The organism is Halomonas colorata (assembly GCF_014897985.1).
Taxonomy (GTDB): domain Bacteria; phylum Pseudomonadota; class Gammaproteobacteria; order Pseudomonadales; family Halomonadaceae; genus Vreelandella; species Vreelandella colorata.
In genome coordinates, this window is sequence record NZ_JABUZA010000004.1 from 16,017 (window position 1) to 35,318 (window position 19,302).

At 58.9% G+C, this 19,302-nt stretch carries 17 protein-coding genes, 1 pseudogene and 1 CRISPR repeat array; of the genes and pseudogenes, 5 read left to right on the plus strand and 13 right to left on the minus strand.

All coding sequences use genetic code 11. From position 1 onward, the window contains the following. The first annotated feature begins 97 nt into the window (after positions 1-97). Positions 98-370: a CRISPR direct-repeat array (repeat unit 29 nt; unit sequence CGGTTCATCCCCACGCCTGTGGGGAACGG). A 252-nt stretch (positions 371-622) separates the two neighbouring features. Beyond that, positions 623-2,056, minus strand: coding sequence for an aminotransferase-like domain-containing protein (locus tag INT33_RS03265; RefSeq protein ID WP_192536592.1), 1,434 nt, complete (start codon positions 2,054-2,056; stop codon positions 623-625). A 156-nt stretch (positions 2,057-2,212) separates the two neighbouring features. On the opposite strand from INT33_RS03265, the gene INT33_RS03270 reads away from it, so the two are divergent. Together INT33_RS03270 and INT33_RS03275 are read left to right on the plus strand one after the other, a co-directional pair. Further along, positions 2,213-2,404 (plus strand): DUF1127 domain-containing protein, encoded by a 192-nt coding sequence (locus INT33_RS03270; RefSeq protein WP_192536593.1) that lies wholly within the window; start codon positions 2,213-2,215, stop codon positions 2,402-2,404. Then, the gene (locus INT33_RS03275; protein WP_192536594.1) at positions 2,401-3,258 is read left to right on the plus strand and encodes a PhzF family phenazine biosynthesis protein; all 858 of its coding nucleotides are present in this window, start codon (positions 2,401-2,403) and stop codon (positions 3,256-3,258) included. The genes INT33_RS03270 and INT33_RS03275 overlap by 4 nt, the downstream gene beginning before the upstream one ends. A gap of 109 nt (positions 3,259-3,367) precedes the next feature. Here the strand turns inward: INT33_RS03275 and menE are convergent, their stop codons facing one another. From menE to frdA, 7 genes are read right to left on the minus strand one after another with little or no spacing between them, the layout of a single operon-like run. Continuing rightward, complete coding sequence (gene menE, locus INT33_RS03280; protein WP_192536595.1) at positions 3,368-4,786, minus strand: o-succinylbenzoate--CoA ligase; 1,419 nt, start codon at positions 4,784-4,786, stop codon at positions 3,368-3,370. Between the two features lie 31 nt (positions 4,787-4,817). Continuing rightward, positions 4,818-5,759 (minus strand): o-succinylbenzoate synthase, encoded by a 942-nt coding sequence (menC, locus tag INT33_RS03285; protein WP_192536596.1) that lies wholly within the window; start codon positions 5,757-5,759, stop codon positions 4,818-4,820. Next, positions 5,759-6,619 carry a 1,4-dihydroxy-2-naphthoyl-CoA synthase gene (menB, locus tag INT33_RS03290; RefSeq protein WP_192536597.1) on the minus strand — a complete coding sequence of 287 codons (861 nt, stop codon included), beginning with the start codon at positions 6,617-6,619 and terminating at the stop codon, positions 5,759-5,761. The genes menC and menB overlap by 1 nt, the downstream gene beginning before the upstream one ends. 40 nt (positions 6,620-6,659) lie before the next feature. Next, positions 6,660-7,067, minus strand: a complete 408-nt coding sequence (frdD, locus tag INT33_RS03295) for a fumarate reductase subunit FrdD (protein ID WP_192536598.1) — start codon at positions 7,065-7,067, stop codon at positions 6,660-6,662. Between the two features lie 2 nt (positions 7,068-7,069). Continuing rightward, a complete protein-coding gene (locus tag INT33_RS03300) occupies positions 7,070-7,465 on the minus strand; it encodes a fumarate reductase subunit C (RefSeq protein WP_192536599.1) in 396 nt (131 codons plus the stop codon). Beyond that, complete coding sequence (locus INT33_RS03305; RefSeq protein ID WP_192536600.1) at positions 7,458-8,225, minus strand: succinate dehydrogenase/fumarate reductase iron-sulfur subunit; 768 nt, start codon at positions 8,223-8,225, stop codon at positions 7,458-7,460. Before INT33_RS03305 ends, INT33_RS03300 begins: the two co-directional genes overlap by 8 nt. After that, a complete protein-coding gene (gene frdA / locus INT33_RS03310) occupies positions 8,222-10,009 on the minus strand; it encodes a fumarate reductase (quinol) flavoprotein subunit (protein WP_192536601.1) in 1,788 nt (595 codons plus the stop codon). The genes INT33_RS03305 and frdA overlap by 4 nt, the downstream gene beginning before the upstream one ends. A gap of 313 nt (positions 10,010-10,322) precedes the next feature. Here frdA and INT33_RS03315 point away from each other — a divergent pair, with 313 nt between their 5' ends. Continuing rightward, on the plus strand, positions 10,323-11,771 hold the full coding sequence (locus INT33_RS03315) for an anion permease (RefSeq protein ID WP_319643912.1): 1,449 nt from the start codon (positions 10,323-10,325) through the stop codon (positions 11,769-11,771). Positions 11,772-11,782: 11 nt separating this feature from the next. Here INT33_RS03315 and menH read toward each other — a convergent pair whose 3' ends face one another. From menH to INT33_RS03335, 4 genes are read right to left on the minus strand one after another with little or no spacing between them, the layout of a single operon-like run. Then, entirely contained in the window at positions 11,783-12,562 is a 780-nt protein-coding gene (gene menH / locus INT33_RS03320) for a 2-succinyl-6-hydroxy-2,4-cyclohexadiene-1-carboxylate synthase (RefSeq protein ID WP_318782728.1), read from the minus strand. Between the two features lies 1 nt (position 12,563). Next, positions 12,564-14,315 (minus strand): 2-succinyl-5-enolpyruvyl-6-hydroxy-3-cyclohexene-1-carboxylic-acid synthase, encoded by a 1,752-nt coding sequence (menD, locus tag INT33_RS03325; RefSeq protein WP_192536603.1) that lies wholly within the window; start codon positions 14,313-14,315, stop codon positions 12,564-12,566. 3 nt (positions 14,316-14,318) lie between these two features. Next, positions 14,319-15,647 (minus strand): isochorismate synthase, encoded by a 1,329-nt coding sequence (locus INT33_RS03330; RefSeq protein WP_193091093.1) that lies wholly within the window; start codon positions 15,645-15,647, stop codon positions 14,319-14,321. Positions 15,648-15,697: 50 nt separating this feature from the next. Further along, entirely contained in the window at positions 15,698-16,189 is a 492-nt protein-coding gene (locus INT33_RS03335) for a DoxX family protein (protein ID WP_193091094.1), read from the minus strand. Between the two features lie 184 nt (positions 16,190-16,373). Between INT33_RS03335 and menA the strand changes: the two genes are divergently transcribed. Continuing rightward, positions 16,374-17,306: a 1,4-dihydroxy-2-naphthoate octaprenyltransferase gene (menA, locus tag INT33_RS03340; RefSeq protein WP_193091095.1), complete on the plus strand. Its 933-nt coding sequence runs from the start codon at positions 16,374-16,376 to the stop codon at positions 17,304-17,306. Positions 17,307-17,335: 29 nt separating this feature from the next. Next, positions 17,336-19,042 (plus strand): hypothetical protein, encoded by a 1,707-nt coding sequence (locus tag INT33_RS03345; RefSeq protein ID WP_193091096.1) that lies wholly within the window; start codon positions 17,336-17,338, stop codon positions 19,040-19,042. Between the two features lie 68 nt (positions 19,043-19,110). Here the strand turns inward: INT33_RS03345 and INT33_RS21095 are convergent. Further along, positions 19,111-19,223, minus strand: a pseudogene (locus INT33_RS21095) (antibiotic biosynthesis monooxygenase family protein); the annotation flags it as partial. Between the last annotated feature and the right edge of the window lie 79 nt (positions 19,224-19,302).

Here is a 19,302-nt window from a genome sequence, read left to right on the forward strand (position 1 = left end):
CCGCCGAGCCTGCATAAATTGTAGCGCGTAACGCCACACGCATCAATAATGAATAGGCATTATGTGTACACCCTTATACCCCTTCTTTTTATATATACGGTTCATCCCCACGCCTGTGGGGAACGGTTCACTAATAGCGCAGTAGAAGCGCCACACGGCGGTTCATCCCCACGCCTGTGGGGAACGGTGGAAGCGGCATTTGAAGAAATGCAGCGGACGCGGTTCATCCCCACGCCTGTGGGGAACGGTACAATAGGCAAATGCTCAATAAAAGCAATCACGGTTCATCCCCACGCCTGTGGGGAACGGCCGCCAGTAACTCTAACGAGCATTTCTAACACCGGTTCATCCCCACGCCTGTGGGGAACGGTCTAATTGTAGATAACTGTTCTGCAAGATAAAAATAGACAGCAGAAAATCTACCAGCGATTCAGGTCAATTTTTGACCAAAAGAATATTATTAAAGAACAGTAAAATCAGAACGTTGCAGGAAGCTATAAAAATCGCACCAAGCAGCGTTTTTTAAGAAGCGTGGCCTCTCTTATAGCATACGCATTCGTCAACGGCGGATTACTCGCGAAGGGCGCTCATCTGGTGTGCTTGCTGGCTGATTCCGTCGCTTTCAGACAAGCGACGCCCGCGACTCTTCCACCATCTTGCCGGCTAATTCCCCTACCGTGCGTACCGCGGTTTCAATTGCAGGCGTCAGGGTAAAGGCATAGTTAAGGCGCAGACACTGGCGAAACTTGCCGGAAGCGGAAAACAGCGAGCCGGGGGCGACGTGCACGTCATGCTGCGCCAGGAGCTCGTTGAGGCGCACGCAGTCCACCGCAGCGGGCAGCTCCACCCACAGCAGAAAGCTGCCTTGCGGGTAGCTGATGCCCGAGCCTTCCGGAAAGTAGCGTTGCACCCAGTCGATCATCACATCGCGCTGGCGCTGATACTGGCGAATGGCCACGCGCAGATGGCGCTCGTAGTGCCCTTTGGTAACGAACTCGGCCACTGCCAGTTGGGGCAGCGTGGCCGACGCTCCGGTGGAGACGTACTTCATGTGCAGCGCCTGATCCCGGTAGCGCCCCGGCGCCATCCACCCGACCCGCAGCCCCGGCCCCAACGTTTTGGAAAAGCCGCTGCACAGCAGTACGCGCCCGTCGTCATCGAACGATTTAATGGTGGGCGGCCGGGGCTGAGTAAACGACAGGTCGCCATAGATATCGTCTTCGATAATCGCTACGTCAAAACGCTGGGCAAGCTGGAACAGCGCGCGTTTGCGCGCCGGCGGCATGGTGTAGCCCAGCGGATTGTTGAAAGTCGGCGTTACCTGAATGGCGCGGATCGGCCACTGCTCCAGCGCAAGCTCGAGCGCTTCCAGGCTGATGCCGGTTTGCGGGTCGGTGGGAATCTCCAGCGCCTTCAGGCCGCTGGCTTTCAATATCTGCATGGTGCCGTAGAAACTCGGCGAATCAACCGCAACCACATCGCCCGGCTGGGTCAGGGTGCGCAGCGCAATGGAAAGTGCTTCCTGACAGCCCGTGGTGATCAAAATATCATCCGGGTGAAGCAAGCAGCCTGATGCCACGGCAAGCTTGGCCACCTGCTGGCGAAGCTCGGGGCTGCCGCTTAGTTTGTCGTAGTTGAAGCCATGCAGATCGACACTTCTGTGCAACCCACCCAGAATTTTGGACAGTGGCCTGAGCGACGCATACTCAAGATTGGGCACACCGCGCCCGAGCAAAAGCCGGTTGTCGTCACGCTGGGTGGCGACGAGTTCCAGCACCTGGTCCCACTGCGACACATCCAGCGGCCGCTGAGCCGGGCGGGATATCGAAGGCAGTACCGACGGCGCCCGGCCAGGTAGCACGAAGTAGCCCGACTTGGGCCGCGACTCGATCAGCGTTGCATCCATTAGCTGACGATACGCCTCTTGCGCGGTCGAGATGCTCACCTCCATTTCAAGGCAGACGGCGCGAATGGAGGGCAGGCGGTCCCCCGGGCGGTAGATGCCGTGCTCGATACGCTCGCGCAATACAGCGCCGACCTCTTCATAGCGCGTCATGGCTTTTCCTCTCTTGACGCCATACAGTTGATGGCTAAAACAAGCATACAGCGGCACAACATAGGCTATCTGTATCCCTGAAATACATAATCCTATATCTGTATCATGAATCACTTACTGAGTAACCTGAAATGGCCAACCATCGGAGAGATCACCATGCCCCGTTTCAGTCTCGCTCAGCTTCGCTACCGGCTGCGCTGTTACCGTGAATGTCGCCGCAGCCGCCGCCAGTTACTGACACTCGATGACCGCTTGCTCAAGGATATCGGCATCAGCCGCGCCCAGGCCCATCAAGAGGGCCGGAGAACCTTCTGGCAACACACAACGTTCAACAAGGAGCGTTCATGAACCGCGCCGAGTACTACCTTCTGGATGTGTTTACCGATACACCGTTTGCAGGCAATCAGCTAGCGGTCTTTCTGGAAGCCGACAGCCTTGAAACCGCGACCATGCAGGCCGTGGCCCGTGAGCTTAATCTGGCGGAAACGGTATTTCTTGGCGCGGCAAGCGCGGCCAACCACTACCCGATGCGCATCTTCACGCCAACGCAGGAGCTCGATTTTGCCGGCCACCCCACCGTAGGCACCGCGCAACTGCTGGCCGAGCTTGGCCTGGTAAACCGCGAGCAGACGCTGATTCTACAACCGCCGGTCGGCGAGCTGCTCGTCAGCTTTTCGGACCGTAAAGCCACTTTCACCACTGCCCGGCCCGCCAGTATCAGCTCAAGTCCACTGGACCAATCCAGCGCCGCGGCCCTACTCGGCCTGCAACGCCATCAGGTCGTCGGCACACCCGTCATTTCTTCCTGTGGGTTGGCTTTTCACTTGGTTGAGCTTGGCGATCTCACGGCTCTGCAAAACATACACATATCTGGGGCCGAGTGGGCCAACACGGTGACGCCCAGCGGTGCCGAGCAGGTATACCTGTATGTGGCCGAGTCATCGGGCGGTGCAGAAACCGTGCTTCGCAGCCGCATGTTCTCAAGAGAGCATGGCCTTTGCGAAGACCCGGCGACCGGGAGCGCGGCGGCGGCGCTGAGCGGTTACCTGGCAACCACAGGTGAAGCCAAGCGCTGGATGATTCATCAGGGAGTGGAAATGGGTCGGCCCAGCGTGATTGAAACCGCCATGGATGGCGAGCGGGTTCAGGTGGGCGGCAACGCCGTGCTGGTGGGTAAGGGGGAGATTTACCTAAGGGATTGATACTCGTTTGCCCACCCGCCAAGCCGCTTTCAGCGGTCGACGAGGCTAAGCTATCTACTTTCAATCCAACCCCGCATGTTCGCGACCTCGGCCATGAAGCACTACCTACCTACCTACCGCGGAGGACACCACTCAATAGAGGATTGATCTGCCCTCGCGCCAGCTCAGCAAACTGCTTGCGCGAGGGTTTGAACCCCACGCCCTCAGGCCAGGCAAGCCAAGCATCCGGCACCATGAAGCCGGGTAGCGCTTCGCGTACCCAGGCACCTAGCGTGCGTTCCGACACGGGTTCATGGTGCCAATCGATAAACGCCACCGGTCGCTCGCCCCACTCACTATGGGGCACCGGCACCACTAATGCCTGAGCGATACCAGGGTGATCGACCAGACGCTGTTCAATAGCTTCCGGCTGGATATTTTCACCACCGGAAATAAAGGCGTTATCGAGCCGCCCTTCCACTACCAGCGCGCCTTGCGGAGTAAAATGACCCTTGTCGCGGGTGGCAAACCAGCCTTCATCGTTGAGGGCCGAATCAACCACGCCGTTATTCAGATAGCCGCTGAACAGGGTGTCACCCCGCACCTGTATCTCTCCTTCATCCACTCTCACCTCGCGACCCGGTAGCGGCGCGCCCACAACGCCAGGTGCTGCCGGGATACCGGTGCAGACCTGGCTGGCCATCTCGGACAGCCCATAGCTGACCTTCGGTGTCAGCCCCAGCGCGGTCATTTTGGCCACCAGCGGCGCAGGAATCGCCGCGCCGCCCAGCAGCAATTCGCGCAGCTGTGTGCGCTGGGGTGTAAAACCCGCTTGCAGCAACCGCCAAAGCTGGGTGGGCACCAGTGACAGATGGGTGATCGACTGCTGCTCAAGACGCGCAGACAACGTATGCGGCGCATCATCGAGAATCACCCGCCCGCCGGCGAGAAAGACGCGAAACGCGATAGCGTAGCCACCGATATGAAATAACGGCAGCGAGAGCAGCCAGCCACTGTCCTGATCGACGGGGATAAACGACGCCGAGCCACGCGCCGACGCCAGGTGATTGCCCACACGATGGAGCACCGCCTTGGGCGTACCGCTGGAGCCGGAGGTAAAGATCGTGTTGCACAGCTGATTGCCATCAAGCACCGGCGACGAGCTCACCTCGGTTTCTGAGAGAAAATCGAGAATGACCGGCACAAGCTCCGAGGGATAAGCATGGTCACTCTCCGGTTGGCAGACGCGATCAGCCTGAAGTCGCTTGGCCAGACCCAACTGCTGGGTTACGGGAAACGCGGGATTGAGCGGACAGAAAATCAGCCCGGCGCGTAGGCAAGCCCAGGCGAGCAGCAAGGAATCAAGCGAGCCTTTGGCGGGAACCACTAGTCGATCCCCGGCCACGAACCCTTGCCGCGCCAGCTGCTGTGCTAACGACGCTACGCGGCGATCGAGCGTGCGATAATCAAGGCATACAGAGCCAGCCTCTATGGCGATTTTCTCAGGGGTCTCTTTAGCCCAAAAGTGTATGGGGCAGGTATCGATCACGCTGAGTGCTCCTGTTGATGGCTATGAGGGTTTATATCGACGAGGCCCGATAGAGGCAGCGCAGTGAGTGTGTCATTACTTCTCCCGAGACATGGGTAACCCGCGCCGTCAGCCAGTGGCCTGTGTCCAGCCCCGGCGGTTCATTGGGCGCCCACTGGCTGGCTAACCGGCCCAGCAGTCCAAGGCCCAGATCGGATTCAAAGCTCGAGGAAATCACCACACGCAGGTTGCCTTCGCTTGCTCGCTGAACGAGTGCTTCGCAGGCATTTAGCGAGCCGATTAACGTAGGCTTGATGACCAGCGCTTTTAGCTGCGGGTGGCAGTGCCACGCGGCTCCGCGGGAAAGCGTTTCATCCAGCGCCACGCCCACCCCCGTGGCTTCCGCGACCGCGATCGTGTCAGCAAAGCTAGCACAAGGCTCTTCCAGGTAGTCAATCTGTTCCAGCGTCAGGCGCTCGCAGAAGCGCTGGGCGTCTGCCCGTGTCCAGCCTCCGTTGGCATCCAGAATCAGTTGGGTGGTGGGGAAGTGCTTGCCAAGCTGTTCGATCAGCGCCAGTTCCTCTGCCATGGCGTAGCGTGCCACCTTGAGCTTGAGTCTTTTCGGCGGCGACGCCTGCCAATGGGAGGCTGAAAGCGACGGCATCAGAGACGCGGGCGTGCCCTGAAGCAGCGGATAGGCTGGCAAAGGGTCAGGAAGATCAGCGGGCCACGCGCGCTGGGCGCAGTCGAACCCGAACTGCACCGACGGTAGCGCCGGGCAGGTGGTGTCGCCGCGCTTTAATGCAGCCAGGCAGGCAAGGCTTTCCGCTTCTGCTTCCGCCAGGGTTTCCATCGAGAAGCCAGGCAGCGGCGCGACCTCGCCCCATTGCCCATTGATGGAAACCAGCAGCCCTTCCCGGTTCTTGAGCCTATGCCCTTTAAACATCAGCGGCTGGCGCAACGGGAGGGAGTAGCGGTAAAGCGACAGCTGCATCAGGGGTTACGCGGATAGCGAGAGAAATCCGGGCGGCGTTTTTCGTTGAACGCGTTACGCCCCTCCTGGCCCTCTTCGGTCATGTAGTAGAGCATGGTGGCGTTACCGGCCAGCTCCTGAAGCCCGGCCTGGCCGTCGCAGTCGGCATTGAGCGAGGCTTTCAGGCAGCGCAGCGCCATAGGGCTGTGCTGGAGCATCTCGCGGCACCAGCGAACACTCTCTTTTTCGAGCTCGGCAAGCGGTACGACGTGGTTGACCAACCCCATGTCGAGGGCCTGGGCGGCGCTATACTGACGGCACAGAAACCAGATTTCCCGGGCCTTTTTCTGACCGACAATACGGGCCAGGTACGAGGCGCCGTAGCCACCATCAAACGAGCCAACCTTGGGGCCGGTCTGGCCAAATACCGCGTTATCGGCGGCAATGGTCAAGTCACACATCAGGTGCAGCACGTGGCCACCGCCGATGGCGTAGCCCGCCACCATGGCGACGACTGGCTTGGGGCAGGTACGAATATCACGCTGGAAATCCAGCACGTTGAGGTGATGGGTACCCTCTTCGTCCTGGTAGCCGCCATAGTCACCGCGAATGCGCTGGTCGCCGCCGGAGCAGAACGCTTTATCACCGGCGCCGGTGAGTAGAATGGCGCCGATAGCGCTGTCGTGGCGGGCGCGGTTGAGTGCCTGGGCCATTTCATTGACCGTTTGCGGGCGAAAGGCGTTGCGCACCTCGGGGCGGTTGATGGTGATACGAGCCACGCCCTCGCTCGAGGTGTGATACAGAATATCCTGGTAGTCTGCGGAGTCGTCCTGCCACGCGATGGGGGCATAGAGTTCTGATTCAGTCAGTCCGTCAATCATGTCAGTCTCTTTTAATCGGTTAAGGCGTTCTGCGTCCCGGTCAGCTCAGCATACCGGCCACCACCAGGCCTAATGCCAGCATACTCAGCAGCGCAGCCGCGCCGTACATCAGTTTCTTGTTGAAGCCGTCGCGGCCCACGCTTATATCGAACAGGCCATGGCGCAGCCGGTGAGCGGCATGAAAGAGCGGCAGGCACACCACTGCGCCGACAAACAAAAAGCCCGGTACGCTGAACAGTAGCGCCGTGGCCCGCTCGTAGCTTAGCGCGTCGGCGGGCAGCAGCCCAAGCGGCAACAAAACGCCAATAAACAGGATGACGGCGGGCAAAAGGACCGCAAAACAGACGCCGCCCGCGCTGAAAAGCCCCCACCAAAGCGGCTCATCGAAGGCTTGTTGGTGGGATGCCGCCTGTGGGCTGCCGGGTTTACTCATGGCTTGCTTGCTCATATTCAGGCCCTCCCCAATAACCAGAAGAACAGCAGCGCGACGACCACCACGCCTGCCCACTGCCCCGCCACGATCATGTTGTCAGGCAGGCTGCGGCCAGCGATGCGCAGCGGCATGACCCGTGGAAACAGCACAAAGAACGTGGCGGCGTGATAAAGGCTGGCGGCAAGCGCCAGAAGGTTCAGCGCCAGCACCACCGGCGAGCCCATGAAGCCCACCCAGCCCTGCCAGCTATCCGCCCCCTGAACGAGCGCCACCATTCCCGCCATCAAACAAAGCAGAAAAAACACCAGCGGCAAAACCGTGGCTTCGCGCAGCATATAAAGTTTGAAAAACCGATGCTTTAGCCACCAGTTGCGTTTCAGTGGCGGCAAGCGTTGCGATGATGTTTTATTCATGCGCCTTCCCCTCGCCGTTCATCTCATCGCCTTTGAACAAGGCGATCAAGGTATGCTTGGCCGCTTCGACCTTGCCCTGGTTCACCGCCGCAGCGGGGTCGACGTGCTTCGGGCACACCTTCGAGCAAAAGCCGACAAAGGTGCAGCTCCACACGCCCTCGTGGCGGTTAAGCTCCGCCATACGCTGCTTTTTGCCGTGGTCGCGGCTGTCCTGGTTGTAACGGTGGGCCAGCGCGATCGCCGCCGGGCCCCGAAACTCCGGGTTGAGCCCGAACTGCGGGCACGCCGAGTAGCAGAGCCCGCAGTTGATGCAGTTGGCGAACTGCTTGTAGCGGGCCAACTGCGCCGGCGACTGGCGATAGGTTTCCGGCGCTTGGGGGTCGAAGGGTTTGACCGGGTCGTCATCGATTAGATAGGGCTTCACCGCCGCCAGGTGCTCGAGAAAGATCTCCATGTCCACGACCAGGTCGCGCTGTACCGGAAAGTGGGCGAGCGGCTCGATACGGATCTCGCCGTCATAATCGCGCAAAAAGGTTTTGCAGCCGAGCTTGGGAATGCCGTTCACCATCACCCCACAGGAGCCGCAGATCGCCATGCGACACGACCAGCGGTAGCTCAGCGTGCTATCCAACTGCTCTTTTATATGGTTGAGGGCGTCCAGTAGCGACGTGCTGTCATCAACCGGCAGCTCAAAGGCCTGCCAGTAGGACTCCGCCGCGTTATCGGGTACGTAGCGCTTAACGCTGATGGTCTTGTTCATACCTTGTCCCCTTTACCGGCGTCCCCATAGGCCCGTTCTGCCGGGGCGGAAAAGCGTACATCGACCTCCTGCCAGTGCAGCCTGGCAGGCGCCTCGCCTTGATAAAATACCTGGCTGTGCTTGAGGTAGTTAACGTCGTCCCGCGTTTGCATCCCTTCGTCCAGACGCTGGTGGGCACCGCGGGATTCACGCCGCTCCAGGGCACCAAGGCACGAGGCTTCGGCGATATCCAGTCCACACCCAAGCTCGAGGCACTCCAAAAGCTCGGTATTGAATATCTTGCTGGCATCGTTGACGCGAATCTCGCGGTAGCGCGCGCGCAGCTTTCGAATTTGTGCCAACGCCTGGGCCATGCTTTCCTCGGTGCGGTAGATACCACAGCCGCTTTCCATGGCCTGCACCATGGCGTGCTTGAGATCCACCCAGTTCTCGCCGCTGCGGTTGCCATCGCAAAGGCGCGCAAGCGTGGCCTGTTGGCGCTCGGCCTGGGCGTGTAGAAGAGCGCTATCGGCCCACTCGGTGTGTGCCGCACGCCGGCTTGCCTGTTCACCGGCCAGGCGGCCAAACACCAGCAGTTCGGTGAGCGAGTTGGAGCCCAGCCGATTGGCGCCATGCAAGCCGACCGAGGCACACTCCCCTGCGGCATAGAGCCCAGTGATCGAGGTTTCGCACTGCGGGTTGGTTTCGATCCCGCCCATGGTGTAGTGAACGGCGGGGCGAATGGGGATGGGTTCCTTCACCGGGTCGACGTTGATATAGGATTTGGCCAGCTCGCAGATGAACGGCAGGCGCTCGAGGATGGTTTTCTCACCCAGGTGGCGAAGGTCGAGATACACCACGTCGCTGTCGCCGAACTTGCCGGTGCGCCCGGCCTGCTGCTCCTGCCAAAACGCCTGGGAAAGCTTGTCCCGCGGGCCCAGCTCCATGTACTTGTTTTCCGGTTGGCCCAGCGGTGTTTCCGGGCCCAGGCCGTAATCCTGCAAGTAACGGTAGCCGTCCTTATTAAGAAGAATCCCGCCTTCGCCGCGGCACGCTTCGGTAATCAGAATGCCGGAACCGGGCAACCCGGTAGGGTGGTACTGCACGAACTCCATATCGCGCAGCGCCACGCCGTGGCGGTAGGCCATCGCCATGCCGTCGCCGGTGACGATGCCCGCATTGGTATTGAAGCGAAACAGGCGCCCGGCGCCGCCGGTGGCCAGAATCACTGCCTTGGCGCGCAGCAGGGTCAGCTCGCCGGTCGCGATTTGCAGCGCAATGACGCCGATGACCGCGCCTTCGTGAACGGCCAGGTCGAGCACGAAATACTCATCAAAGCGCTCGATCTCCGGGTATTTGAGCGAGGTCTGAAAGAGCGTATGCAGCATGTGAAAGCCGGTTTTATCCGCGGCAAACCAGGTGCGGGCGGTTTTCATGCCACCAAAACGGCGCACCTGCACTTGGCCGTCGTCCTTACGACTCCAGGGGCAGCCCCAGCGCTCCATCTGCACCAGCTCCTGGTAGGCATGATGAACGAAATAGTCCACCACGCCCTGCTCGACCAGCCAGTCGCCGCCGGAGACGGTGTCATCGAAGTGTGCCTGGTGAGTGTCGTCGCTGCTGGTAACCGCCGCCGCGCCACCTTCGGCGGCTACGGTATGCGAGCGCATGGGATAGACCTTGGAAAGCATTGCGATGCGCTGCGAGGCGCCCTGCTCTTTGGCAGCCTCGGCCGCGCCTATCGCAGCGCGCAACCCCGCACCGCCGCCCCCTACGATGACAATATCGAAATCCTGCTGGCGCATGGCACCCTCCCGCTGGTCAGGTTAAAAGACTACCGATACAACGCCCTCTTCTGGTTTGAAATTACCATACCCCTGAAAGGCAAAGTATTGATCTCGCACCAATCTAAAGAACTATTGACACACATCAAACAACGGGCAGCGACACACGTATTACAGTCATATCTCCACCCATCGAGACGTTGCGCCGGCGTCTTTCAGGCAGCGCACAAGGAGGCCACTCACCCCCACTTTTTCCTCCCGTGAATGATTTACGGGTAATTTTCTGACCTGACCCGCTATAAGAGAGGGCAACATGACCAGCCGTGCTCAACCCGTGCCGTTATGGAAGTTGTTAGCACCCGTTTTCGTCGCCATCGTCGTTGCCTTGATACCCGCGCCATCGGGACTGGCACCGCATGCGTGGTACTTTTTTGCCATTTTTCTGGGCTGTGTGGTCGGGCTGATACTCGAGCCCCTGCCCGGTGCAGTCATTGGCCTACTCGGGGTGACGCTGGCCGCGCTACTTTCGCAATGGGTACTGTTTTCGCCGGAGCAGATGGCAGTGGAAGGCTTCAATGCGGCCAATCAGGCCTTCGCCTGGGCGGTCTCGGGCTTCACCAACTCGACCGTTTGGCTGATTTTTGGCGCCTTCATGTTTGCCCTTGGCTATGAGAAAACCGGCCTGGGGCGGCGCATCTCGCTTTGGCTGGTGAAATCCATGGGCAAACGCACCCTAACGCTGGGTTACGCGGTCATGATCGCGGATGCGATTCTGGCGCCGTTTACCCCTTCCAACACCGCGCGCAGCGGCGGCACCATCTACCCGGTGATTCGTAACCTGCCGCCGCTTTATGATTCCCACCCCAACGACCCCAGCATGAAGCGCATGGGCAGCTTTTTGATGTGGACGGCCATCGTGTCCACCTGTGTCACAAGCTCCCTGTTTCTGACCGCACTGGCCCCCAACCTGCTGGCCATCGCGCTGACCGAAAGCGCCACCGGCCTGCATATCCACTGGGGGCAGTGGTTCATGGCGGTCGCGCCGGTGGGTATTTTCCTGCTACTCCTGGTGCCCTTGCTGTGCTACTGGCTGTGCGCCCCAGAGGTAAAAGCGGGTAATGAAATTTCCGACTGGGCCGGCCAGGAACTGGCCAAGCTGGGACGCTTGACCCGCCATGAAATCCTTTTGGTCGTCATGGTGGCCACGGCCTTGCTGCTGTGGATCTTCGGCGGCGATATCATTTCGGCGTCCCTGGTGGGCCTGGTGGTCATTTGTGCCATGCTGCTGACCGGCATCATCGACTGGAACGATATTCTCGATAACCGCGCGGCCTGGAATACCTTTGTCTGGTTTGCCACCCTGGTGGCCCTGGCCGGCGGGCTTAGCCAGGTCGGGTTCGTCAACTGGTTCGGTGGCGTGGTCGGCGGGCAGATCAGCGGCTTCAACCCCGTGATGGCCATGGTCGCGCTCACCGTGATTTTCTATCTGCTCCACTACCTGTTTGCCAGCGTCACCGCCCACGTGACGGCTTTACTGCCGGTCATGCTGGCGGCGGCTTCGGGCATCGCGGGGCTGGATATGGAGCTGTTCGTTTTGCTGCTGCTCCCCACGCTCGGTTTCATGGGCATTCTGACTCCTTACGGCACCGGCCCAAGCCCGGTCTACTACGGCAGCGGCTACCTGCCGAGCGGCCTTTGGTGGCGGCTGGGGGCGGTCTTTGGTCTGCTGTTTCTGGTGGTCTGGCTGGCGGTCGGGCTTCCGTGGCTGCTGCTGATCCACTGAGCAAGGGGCCCTTAAAGGAGCGCGCGATACCAGCTTTCCAGCTGCCGCGCGACCTGGCCGGGCTGCTCGGAATGCAGATTGTGCCCCCCTTCGAGGGGGGCATGCGCTATATGGGGCGCCGCCGCTGCCAGGCGTGTCGCCAGGCCGCTGAATTTGGCGTCGTGAAGGCCGGACAGATAGCCGACCGGCAACGAGGTATTCGCCAGCCACGGCCACTGAGAGGGCTGATGCCCCAGCGACGTGGCCCGCAACATGCAAGCTACGGACTTACCAATATTGTGCCCCCGGCGCTTGCACTGCTGGCTGCGCGCCGCGGTGGAGAGATCGGCAAATACGGGCTGCTGGTACCAGTTGGCGAGCACGTTTTGAAGCGGTTCCTGCTCGAAGCGTATTGCCCAGCGTTCATCATGCGCAAGACGCCCCGGCCGCTCGCTTTCGGGTAGCCCGGGGTGGGCACTCTCCAGCCATAGCGCCTGAAGCCCCGGCGGTTGGCGGCTGGCGTGATAAAGCGCCAGCCGCCCGCCCAGAGAATACCCTAGCAAGCAGTAGCGGTCGATGCCCCGGGCGTTCAAGGTATCGCCCAACCAGTGATGAAACGCGTCGAAAGAGCTTACCTGCACGCCGTGGTTCTCGCCGTGGCCGGGCAGGTCCAGTGCCAGCGTCGGGATACCCTTCCCCTCCAACTGGTCACGGACCTTTATCCAGTCGTGCCGGTCGCCTAACAGGCCATGCAGCATTATCAGGATCGGGTTGGAAAAATGGCTGGAAGGATGGTTGGAAGAGTCGCTCACGTCAGGCCTCTCGAATCGCTACGCCCAGGGCCGCCAGCTCATCCGCTACCTGCTGATGAGGCAAGCTGATTTCGATCAGCGTAACGCCGACCTCGAGGGCCTGCTGGTAGGCTGCGGTAAAGGCATCGAGCGAATCCGGCGCGGCGTACGCAAGCCCGAACATCAACGCCGCATGTTCAAAGTTCAGCCCGTGGGGCTGGCGAAAATAGCGCTCCAGCTGCTCGCCTTCTTTGGGCACCGGCAGCATATGAAAAATGCTGCCGCCATCGTTATTGAGAATGACCACCACCAAGGGGTGCGCCGCCTGTTTCAGCAGCGCCAGGCTGTTGAGGTCGTGCAGGGCGCTGGTGTCCCCCAGCACGAGGGTGGTGGGCCCTGGATGGGTACAACTGAGGCCGTAGGCCGTGGCCGTCAGACCATCGATGCCGGAAGCGCCGCGATTGGTGAATACCCGCAGGGGCATTTCGCGGTAGGTGCCCAGCATATTCATCAGCCGCGCCACCAGGCTATTGCCGACCACCAGCTGCCCTTTCGCCTGTTGCGCTAATTGGTGGCACACCCCCAGTTCGGAAAACGCAGCACATCGCGCCTCGACACACTGGCGGGTGCGCCGCTGAAGGCGATCCAGCCGGTGCCAGGGCGGCCGCTCGGCGGGCGTGGGCAACGCTTCAATGAACGCGTCGGGCGGGCTGACCCAGCGGCGCTTGATAACGTAATCGGGGTCGAGCCGGTGCGGCAGCGGATCGACCAGCCAGGTGTCCTGCCAGGGCTTTTGCGCGATAAAGCCGGTCAACCGCTTGGAAATCAGCCGCCCGCCGAACTGCAGCAGCACCTCGGCCTGGGCAAGCTCTTCGTAAAACTGCGGGTCATGAAGGGCCAGGTCGAAATACACCAGGTTCTGCGGATCGAAGCGAATCTGGCTTTGCAGGTCCGCCAATAAAGGCCAGCCCAACTGTTTGGAGAGCTCGACGATTTTCGCTACCTGATGGGGGGCATGCGCGCTTCCCTCGATATTGCCCACGACAATCACGCCCTGCTTTCGAGAAAATACCTCCCACTCGCTATCGCACGCGCTCGTGTGTGAAGGGGTTTCCACCGGCGCCTGCCAATCACTCCAGGGGGCGGGGCCTGCCTGCCAGCGGCCTAGCGGGGCAAGGTAGTGGGTGGCATCGAGTAAGTCGCGGCCTGGGTAGAGCGGTTCGCGATACCGGCAGTTAATGTGGATAGGCCCAGGCGTGCGGCGCTGTCGATCGACACAGTGGTCAATGGTACTCAGCAAAAAAGCCGCTTGCATCTCTGCGGCTGGCGGCGGCAAATCCCGGTGCTCGACCGTGTGGCGGGCGAAAATATCCCGCTGATCGATCGCCTGGTTGCTGCCGTTATCCAATAGCTCGATCGGCCGGTCGGCGGAGAGCACCACCAGCGGCACGCCGGTCAATTTGGCTTCCACGATCGCCGGATAGAGATTGGCGACCGCCGTCCCCGAGGTCGTGATGATCACGACCGGCCGATGGCTGCCCCGGGCCATGCCGAGCGCGAGAAAGCCAAGCCCGCGTTCGTCGAAATGGCAGTGGCAGTTTAGCCCCGCATGTTCGCTGGCCGCCGCCGTCAACGGGGCCGAGCGCGAACCCGGCGCCAGCACGACATCGCGCACTCCCAGGCGATAAAGCTCCTCCAGCATCAGCGCAGCCCAGAGGTGATTGAAGGTGGCGTGATGCGTTGCAAAGCCAGGCATTGAAGCAGGCGCGGTCATGTCTTACCCCATTCCCAAAAGCGTCATGATATCGGCAATTTTACTATCCAGCTCGCGCCACTCCGCGTCTGGTTCAGAACCTTTCACGATCCCCGCACCGGCGTAGAGCCGAATCGAGTCTTTACCGACATGGGCACAGCGAATGGCCACTGCCAGGTCACTGCTGGCGTGGCTGATTCGACCAAAGACACCCGCGTACCAGCCGCGCCGGTGGTGCTCATGCTGGCGGATGAAGGCCAACGCCGCCTGACGGGGTACGCCTCCGACGGCTGGCGTTGGAGGCAAGGTTTCGAGTAGTTGCCGGTCGCTCACTTCAGGGTGTAGCTTGGCGTGAATCAGGCGGCGAATGTGCAGCACCGAGCGCAGCGTGACAATATGTGCCTCGCCCATGTCGATCCGATGCGAAAGCGGTTCAAGCTGGCTCAGCAGCTGTTGATACACGCACCGATTTTCCAGGCCGTTCTTGGTATCTGAAAGCAGCCTGATGGCAAGTTCACCATCTTGCTGGGCTGTGCGCCCGCGAGGCGTCGTCCCAGCCAGTGCCTCGCTAGCCAAGTGAGAACCTTTGCGCCTGTAAAGCCGCTCCGGAGGGCAGCCAATAAACGCTTCATGGGGTGTGAACTGGATACCCAACTGGAAACAGTCAGCAGCCCCTGCCTGCCAGTGTGACAGTAGCGCCCAAGGGCTGGGTATTTCAGAACTGCGTAGGCATGTTTCCCGCGAAAGAACCACCTTGGGGGTTCTACACAATTGGTCTGGCTGGGTCACCCGGCTTACCTGTGCTGCCCACTCTTCCCGAGAAGGACAGTCGTTACGTTCCAGGGAAAGCGGCAAAAGTGGTGAAAGTGGCCTGGGCGGATTTAGCGCATCAAGCGCCGCATGGGCATCAGCCAACTCTTGTTCACGATCGCGGTCATCGAAGCGCAGGTTGAGTGACAGCATTGTCCCTTGCTCACAGCGCTTGAGTTCTATGCGCGGCAGCAAAAAGTAGCAGTGGTTGAAGTTCGCCCACCCCGGCGTAGTAGGGTCAAAGGCCATACCACCGAAATAGTCGGGCTGCTCTCCCGGGTGGGCCGCCAGCGCGTATTGGTCGCTGTGCAACGCCGCTAGCGAGTCCAGCGCTTTGACCACGCCGACCATTGCGTACTCGGGCGCATCAAGCTCGCGAGCTTTCCAGTAAAGGCGCGGGAACACGCTCTGCACATTCAGCCAGCCTATTAAATGCTCTATCTGGCAGGGCGTGCTCAGCCGTATAAATCCCTGCGGCTGCTCAATACAAAGCTCATCCAGCCGTTGCTTGAGTATTACCACGGGGGTTGCCAATTCCGTCATGTCACGCTTACTTCCTCAAAATACCCATTTCACAATGCTGTAAGCATGGTTCAGGCGTGCCGATCGCGTACTATTTTGTTTCTGATATAGGGCAGCACCCAGCGGTCTCCGCCAAAGCGACCGGCATTGGCGCCTGCCACTAGCAAGAAGAAGGTCAGCGCGATCATCCACGGGTTGGCCGAGACGGTGCCCGCCATCAAGAAGGACATGTTCATCACAATGGCGAAAAAAGCCGCATAGGAGGTCAGGACGCCAACAATCAGCCCAAGCCCTACCAGAACCTCGCCGAACGGAATAACGACATTGATAATATCGGCATAAGGCAGCGCGACGTTGTCTAGAAAGGCAACGTAGTTAGGATAAACCATGCTGCCTTCACGCATTACAGGGTTGGCAACCGCATTACTCAAAAAGCCCTGAGCATCAAAGCCGCTGGTCATTTTGCCAATCCCCAGCGTTAGCCAGGTAATACCCAGATAGAGGCGCAATACTAGCCAGACAAAAGCTGCATATTTGTTTGTTCTAAATAAGTCGCTGATCATCCCGTAGGCTCCACATTAGAGGGGGAATGCCAGTAGTGTGGGGGAAAGCACGTCGGCTTTTTTTGACTTAAGTCTACTTTTTAGCACTTAATTATACATAGAGAGATGTTTTGGCCTCTGCTTATTGCATGCTGGTTCTACTAACGGTTTCTTTACCGCTGATGCCAAAAGGAATAGTCAATAAATGCCCCAATCTGTAAAACGCCCTCACTACCACGCCTGGTTACTGGCGGCGCGACCACGCACACTCCCACTGGCCTGCGCGTCCATTTTACTGGGAACTGGACTTGCCTCTTATCAGGATAGTTTTAATGCAGGCGTATTCTTACTGACCCTGTTAACGGCGATCTCACTCCAGATACTCTCCAATTTGGCCAACGATTATGGGGATGCGGTATCGGGAGCAGATGACCAGGAGCGTATTGGTCCCGTTCGAGCGGTGTCGTCGGGCCTGTTAAGCCCTCAAACGATGCGTAGAGGAATGGTAATCACAGCCACGGCTGCTGCGCTTTTAGGACTTTCATTGCTGCTTACTGCCTTCGGAAACCAGTGGGGGCATATTGCCCTCTTCGTACTGCTAGGCGCCGCTGCTTTATTAGCGGCGGTGACCTATACCGTGGGGCTTGGCGGTACGCCTTATGGATATCGGGGGCTAGGTGACATCTCGGTTTTTGTATTTTTTGGGCTGCTTGGCGTGCTGGGGACTTATTACCTGTATACCCAGCAGTTAAGCGGGCTGGCGCTTCTTCCTGCGGCGACCTGCGGACTGCTATCGGCTGCGGTACTGAATGTGAACAACGTCCGCGATATCGAGAACGATGCGCGCAATGGAAAAATCACCCTGGCCGTAAAGCTTGGTCGCGCTAACGCGGTCAACTACCACTGGGCATTACTGGGTATGGCACTGCTGCTTACCTTGATTTATCTGATTGCACTTCCGGTGCCGCTGGTGGGATGGAGCTGCCTGCTGGTCGCCAAGCCGCTCTCTGATGCCGCCAGAACATTAAGCCATAGCCGCGATGGCGAGACTCTCACCGGTATGCTGAAGAAGACCGCCATTTCAACACTGATTTACAGCATGCTGCTATCCATTGGCTTGGCATTTTTTAGTGGCTAACAAGCTTTCTGTTTCAAGGATGATAAATTATGACCATCTCTACTACGCCTTTCTCGGTAAATGAATTTCGCCAAGAATTGTCAGTATCAAACCAGCGCAAAATGCTCACCTGGGCTGGCTGCGAGTTACGTGTGGCCTTCTGGCGCACCGTATCAGGCAAGGAGCGACCTGCGGTAATAAAGATAAACGCGCAACGCTACTACGTCGCCTCCACCAGTGCTGACAATATGCAAACGTGGTTTGCCCGAATACAGCGTGAAAAGAACCTTCAAGAAAGCCCTGGAGACGAAACTTCTGGAGACAGTTCTGGAGACAGTTCTGGAGAAGGTTATGAGAAAAGTTCTAAGAAAAGTTCTGAAGAAAGTTTTGAAGAAAGCAGCGAGCTGGTAATCAAGTCACTGTCGCTTGCCGAGCTTGCCCGCAACGCGCATATCCACCAGTTGGGCATCCACCTGAGCGATGAGCAGGCAGCCATGTATTTTTCAGGCTCTATCATGACACTCTGGGGAGAAACGGCCATTCTAGAGGATAAGAAAGGCCAAGAAATCATCTACCGAGCGGCCGAGGTCTTCACTTTCGAATCGCCTGATGAGCCCGACCCCATCCCCTATGGCGCTGTTCAGTACTGGCACGACGGCGAACTGGAGTACAACCCTGACCGAGATCTGAGTAAGCAACAGTCACTGCATGTGTTCGATGATCAGTGGGACTGGAACAGCCCTCTATTTCCTACCCTACCCGATAAGGTACAGGCACTCAGTAGCCTTTCATCTAACGCGCAAGCCTTTTTCGAGCGTATGAGGGTGCCACCACTGCAAAGCCCAGAGCCTGAGCCAGTACAGCCTCCGGCCCCAGAGCCTTCCTACCAAAACGCTTTTGTCGGCGCGGATAATCTCGCCTCTTTCCACTCACTGCGTGGCATGGTCGATCAGGACATCGTACCGCCTGCCGACGATATCACTCTGACAATCACAAAAGACGCCAAGCATCGTGACAAGCGCACCGACAGCACCGAACGCTGGGGAATAAGGATAAGCTTCACCACGCCCATGGGATTTAATGCCGTTTTCGACCCCGACTGGCTAGATGCTTCTCTCTGCAAAGCCAATACAACACTGCCAGACACTACAGGCGTCCATCATGCCAGCGATGTACTACGCGAGCGTATTGTCAATCATCTTGCCTGGAGCTTCTTTCAGCACGGCCGCGGCTTCGTAAAAACACTGTTCGGTACAGCCTTGAAAGGACTACTACCAAATTGCATTACCAACGGATACGGGGCTTTTCAGCTGGACTACGCGGATAAACGTTTCCCCTGTCTGGCACGCTTTCAGTGCGGTGAACTAGAAGTGGCAGTGCTTTTATTAGGGCAGGATAAAGGCAACTACGTATGCATGCCATTGAAGTTCGAGGAGATCCCGGAGGCGGATTTGCCCACGCTGGTCCCCCGTCGCAGCGAACTGATAAGCATGGAGTCAAAGAGTATAATACTTTCAGAGCACCACCATAGATTGATAATTCCCATGTCGCTTATCGACTTTCCTGACCATTGGTATCGTGGCATTCGAGTCAGCAATCAGCATATCAAATCTCAGTTTATTTTCGGCATGCGCTTCAACACCATGATCGCCGAAATGGAGAACGAACAAACTACCACTGCAAGGTTCCCTCTTAAGTGGATCATAGCAGGCTGTGCGGCAGTGGTTTTGGGCGTAATATTGGGGGTGAGTTTATAGCCCCCCCTTCCTTTGCTAGCCTTTCCATTTATCGCCGCTTGCCCTGCGCTAACGATATTGCCTATGGCTTAAAGCACCATCTCATAGCCTTCAAATTTCGGCGGTCCCAGGTAAATACCTTCTGCGATTTGGCGCCCGCATGGGCTTTGCGGAAGGCTTCTGACTGGGTCCAGGCGCGGAAGGGCTTATTATATCCATGCTGAGCAATGTCATGGCCTGACACTAGAGTTTGCTACCCCACCATGCCATAAGCGCTTAAC

What these genes read in the sequence shown, in the direction of transcription:
- INT33_RS03265 (WP_192536592.1), bottom strand. Translation starts at nt 2,056, where the DNA reads ATGACGCGCTATGAAGAGGTCGGCGCTGTATTGCGCGAGCGTATCGAG.
- INT33_RS03270 (WP_192536593.1), top strand. Translation starts at nt 2,213, where the DNA reads ATGCCCCGTTTCAGTCTCGCTCAGCTTCGCTACCGGCTGCGCTGTTAC.
- INT33_RS03275 (WP_192536594.1), top strand. Translation starts at nt 2,401, where the DNA reads ATGAACCGCGCCGAGTACTACCTTCTGGATGTGTTTACCGATACACCG.
- menC (WP_192536596.1), bottom strand. Translation starts at nt 5,759, where the DNA reads ATGCAGCTGTCGCTTTACCGCTACTCCCTCCCGTTGCGCCAGCCGCTG.
- menB (WP_192536597.1), bottom strand. Translation starts at nt 6,619, where the DNA reads ATGATTGACGGACTGACTGAATCAGAACTCTATGCCCCCATCGCGTGG.
- frdD (WP_192536598.1), bottom strand. Translation starts at nt 7,067, where the DNA reads ATGAGCAAGCAAGCCATGAGTAAACCCGGCAGCCCACAGGCGGCATCC.
- INT33_RS03300 (WP_192536599.1), bottom strand. Translation starts at nt 7,465, where the DNA reads ATGAATAAAACATCATCGCAACGCTTGCCGCCACTGAAACGCAACTGG.
- INT33_RS03305 (WP_192536600.1), bottom strand. Translation starts at nt 8,225, where the DNA reads ATGAACAAGACCATCAGCGTTAAGCGCTACGTACCCGATAACGCGGCG.
- frdA (WP_192536601.1), bottom strand. Translation starts at nt 10,009, where the DNA reads ATGCGCCAGCAGGATTTCGATATTGTCATCGTAGGGGGCGGCGGTGCG.
- menD (WP_192536603.1), bottom strand. Translation starts at nt 14,315, where the DNA reads ATGACCGCGCCTGCTTCAATGCCTGGCTTTGCAACGCATCACGCCACC.
- INT33_RS03330 (WP_193091093.1), bottom strand. Translation starts at nt 15,647, where the DNA reads ATGACGGAATTGGCAACCCCCGTGGTAATACTCAAGCAACGGCTGGAT.
- INT33_RS03335 (WP_193091094.1), bottom strand. Translation starts at nt 16,189, where the DNA reads ATGATCAGCGACTTATTTAGAACAAACAAATATGCAGCTTTTGTCTGG.
- menA (WP_193091095.1), top strand. Translation starts at nt 16,374, where the DNA reads ATGCCCCAATCTGTAAAACGCCCTCACTACCACGCCTGGTTACTGGCG.
- INT33_RS03345 (WP_193091096.1), top strand. Translation starts at nt 17,336, where the DNA reads ATGACCATCTCTACTACGCCTTTCTCGGTAAATGAATTTCGCCAAGAA.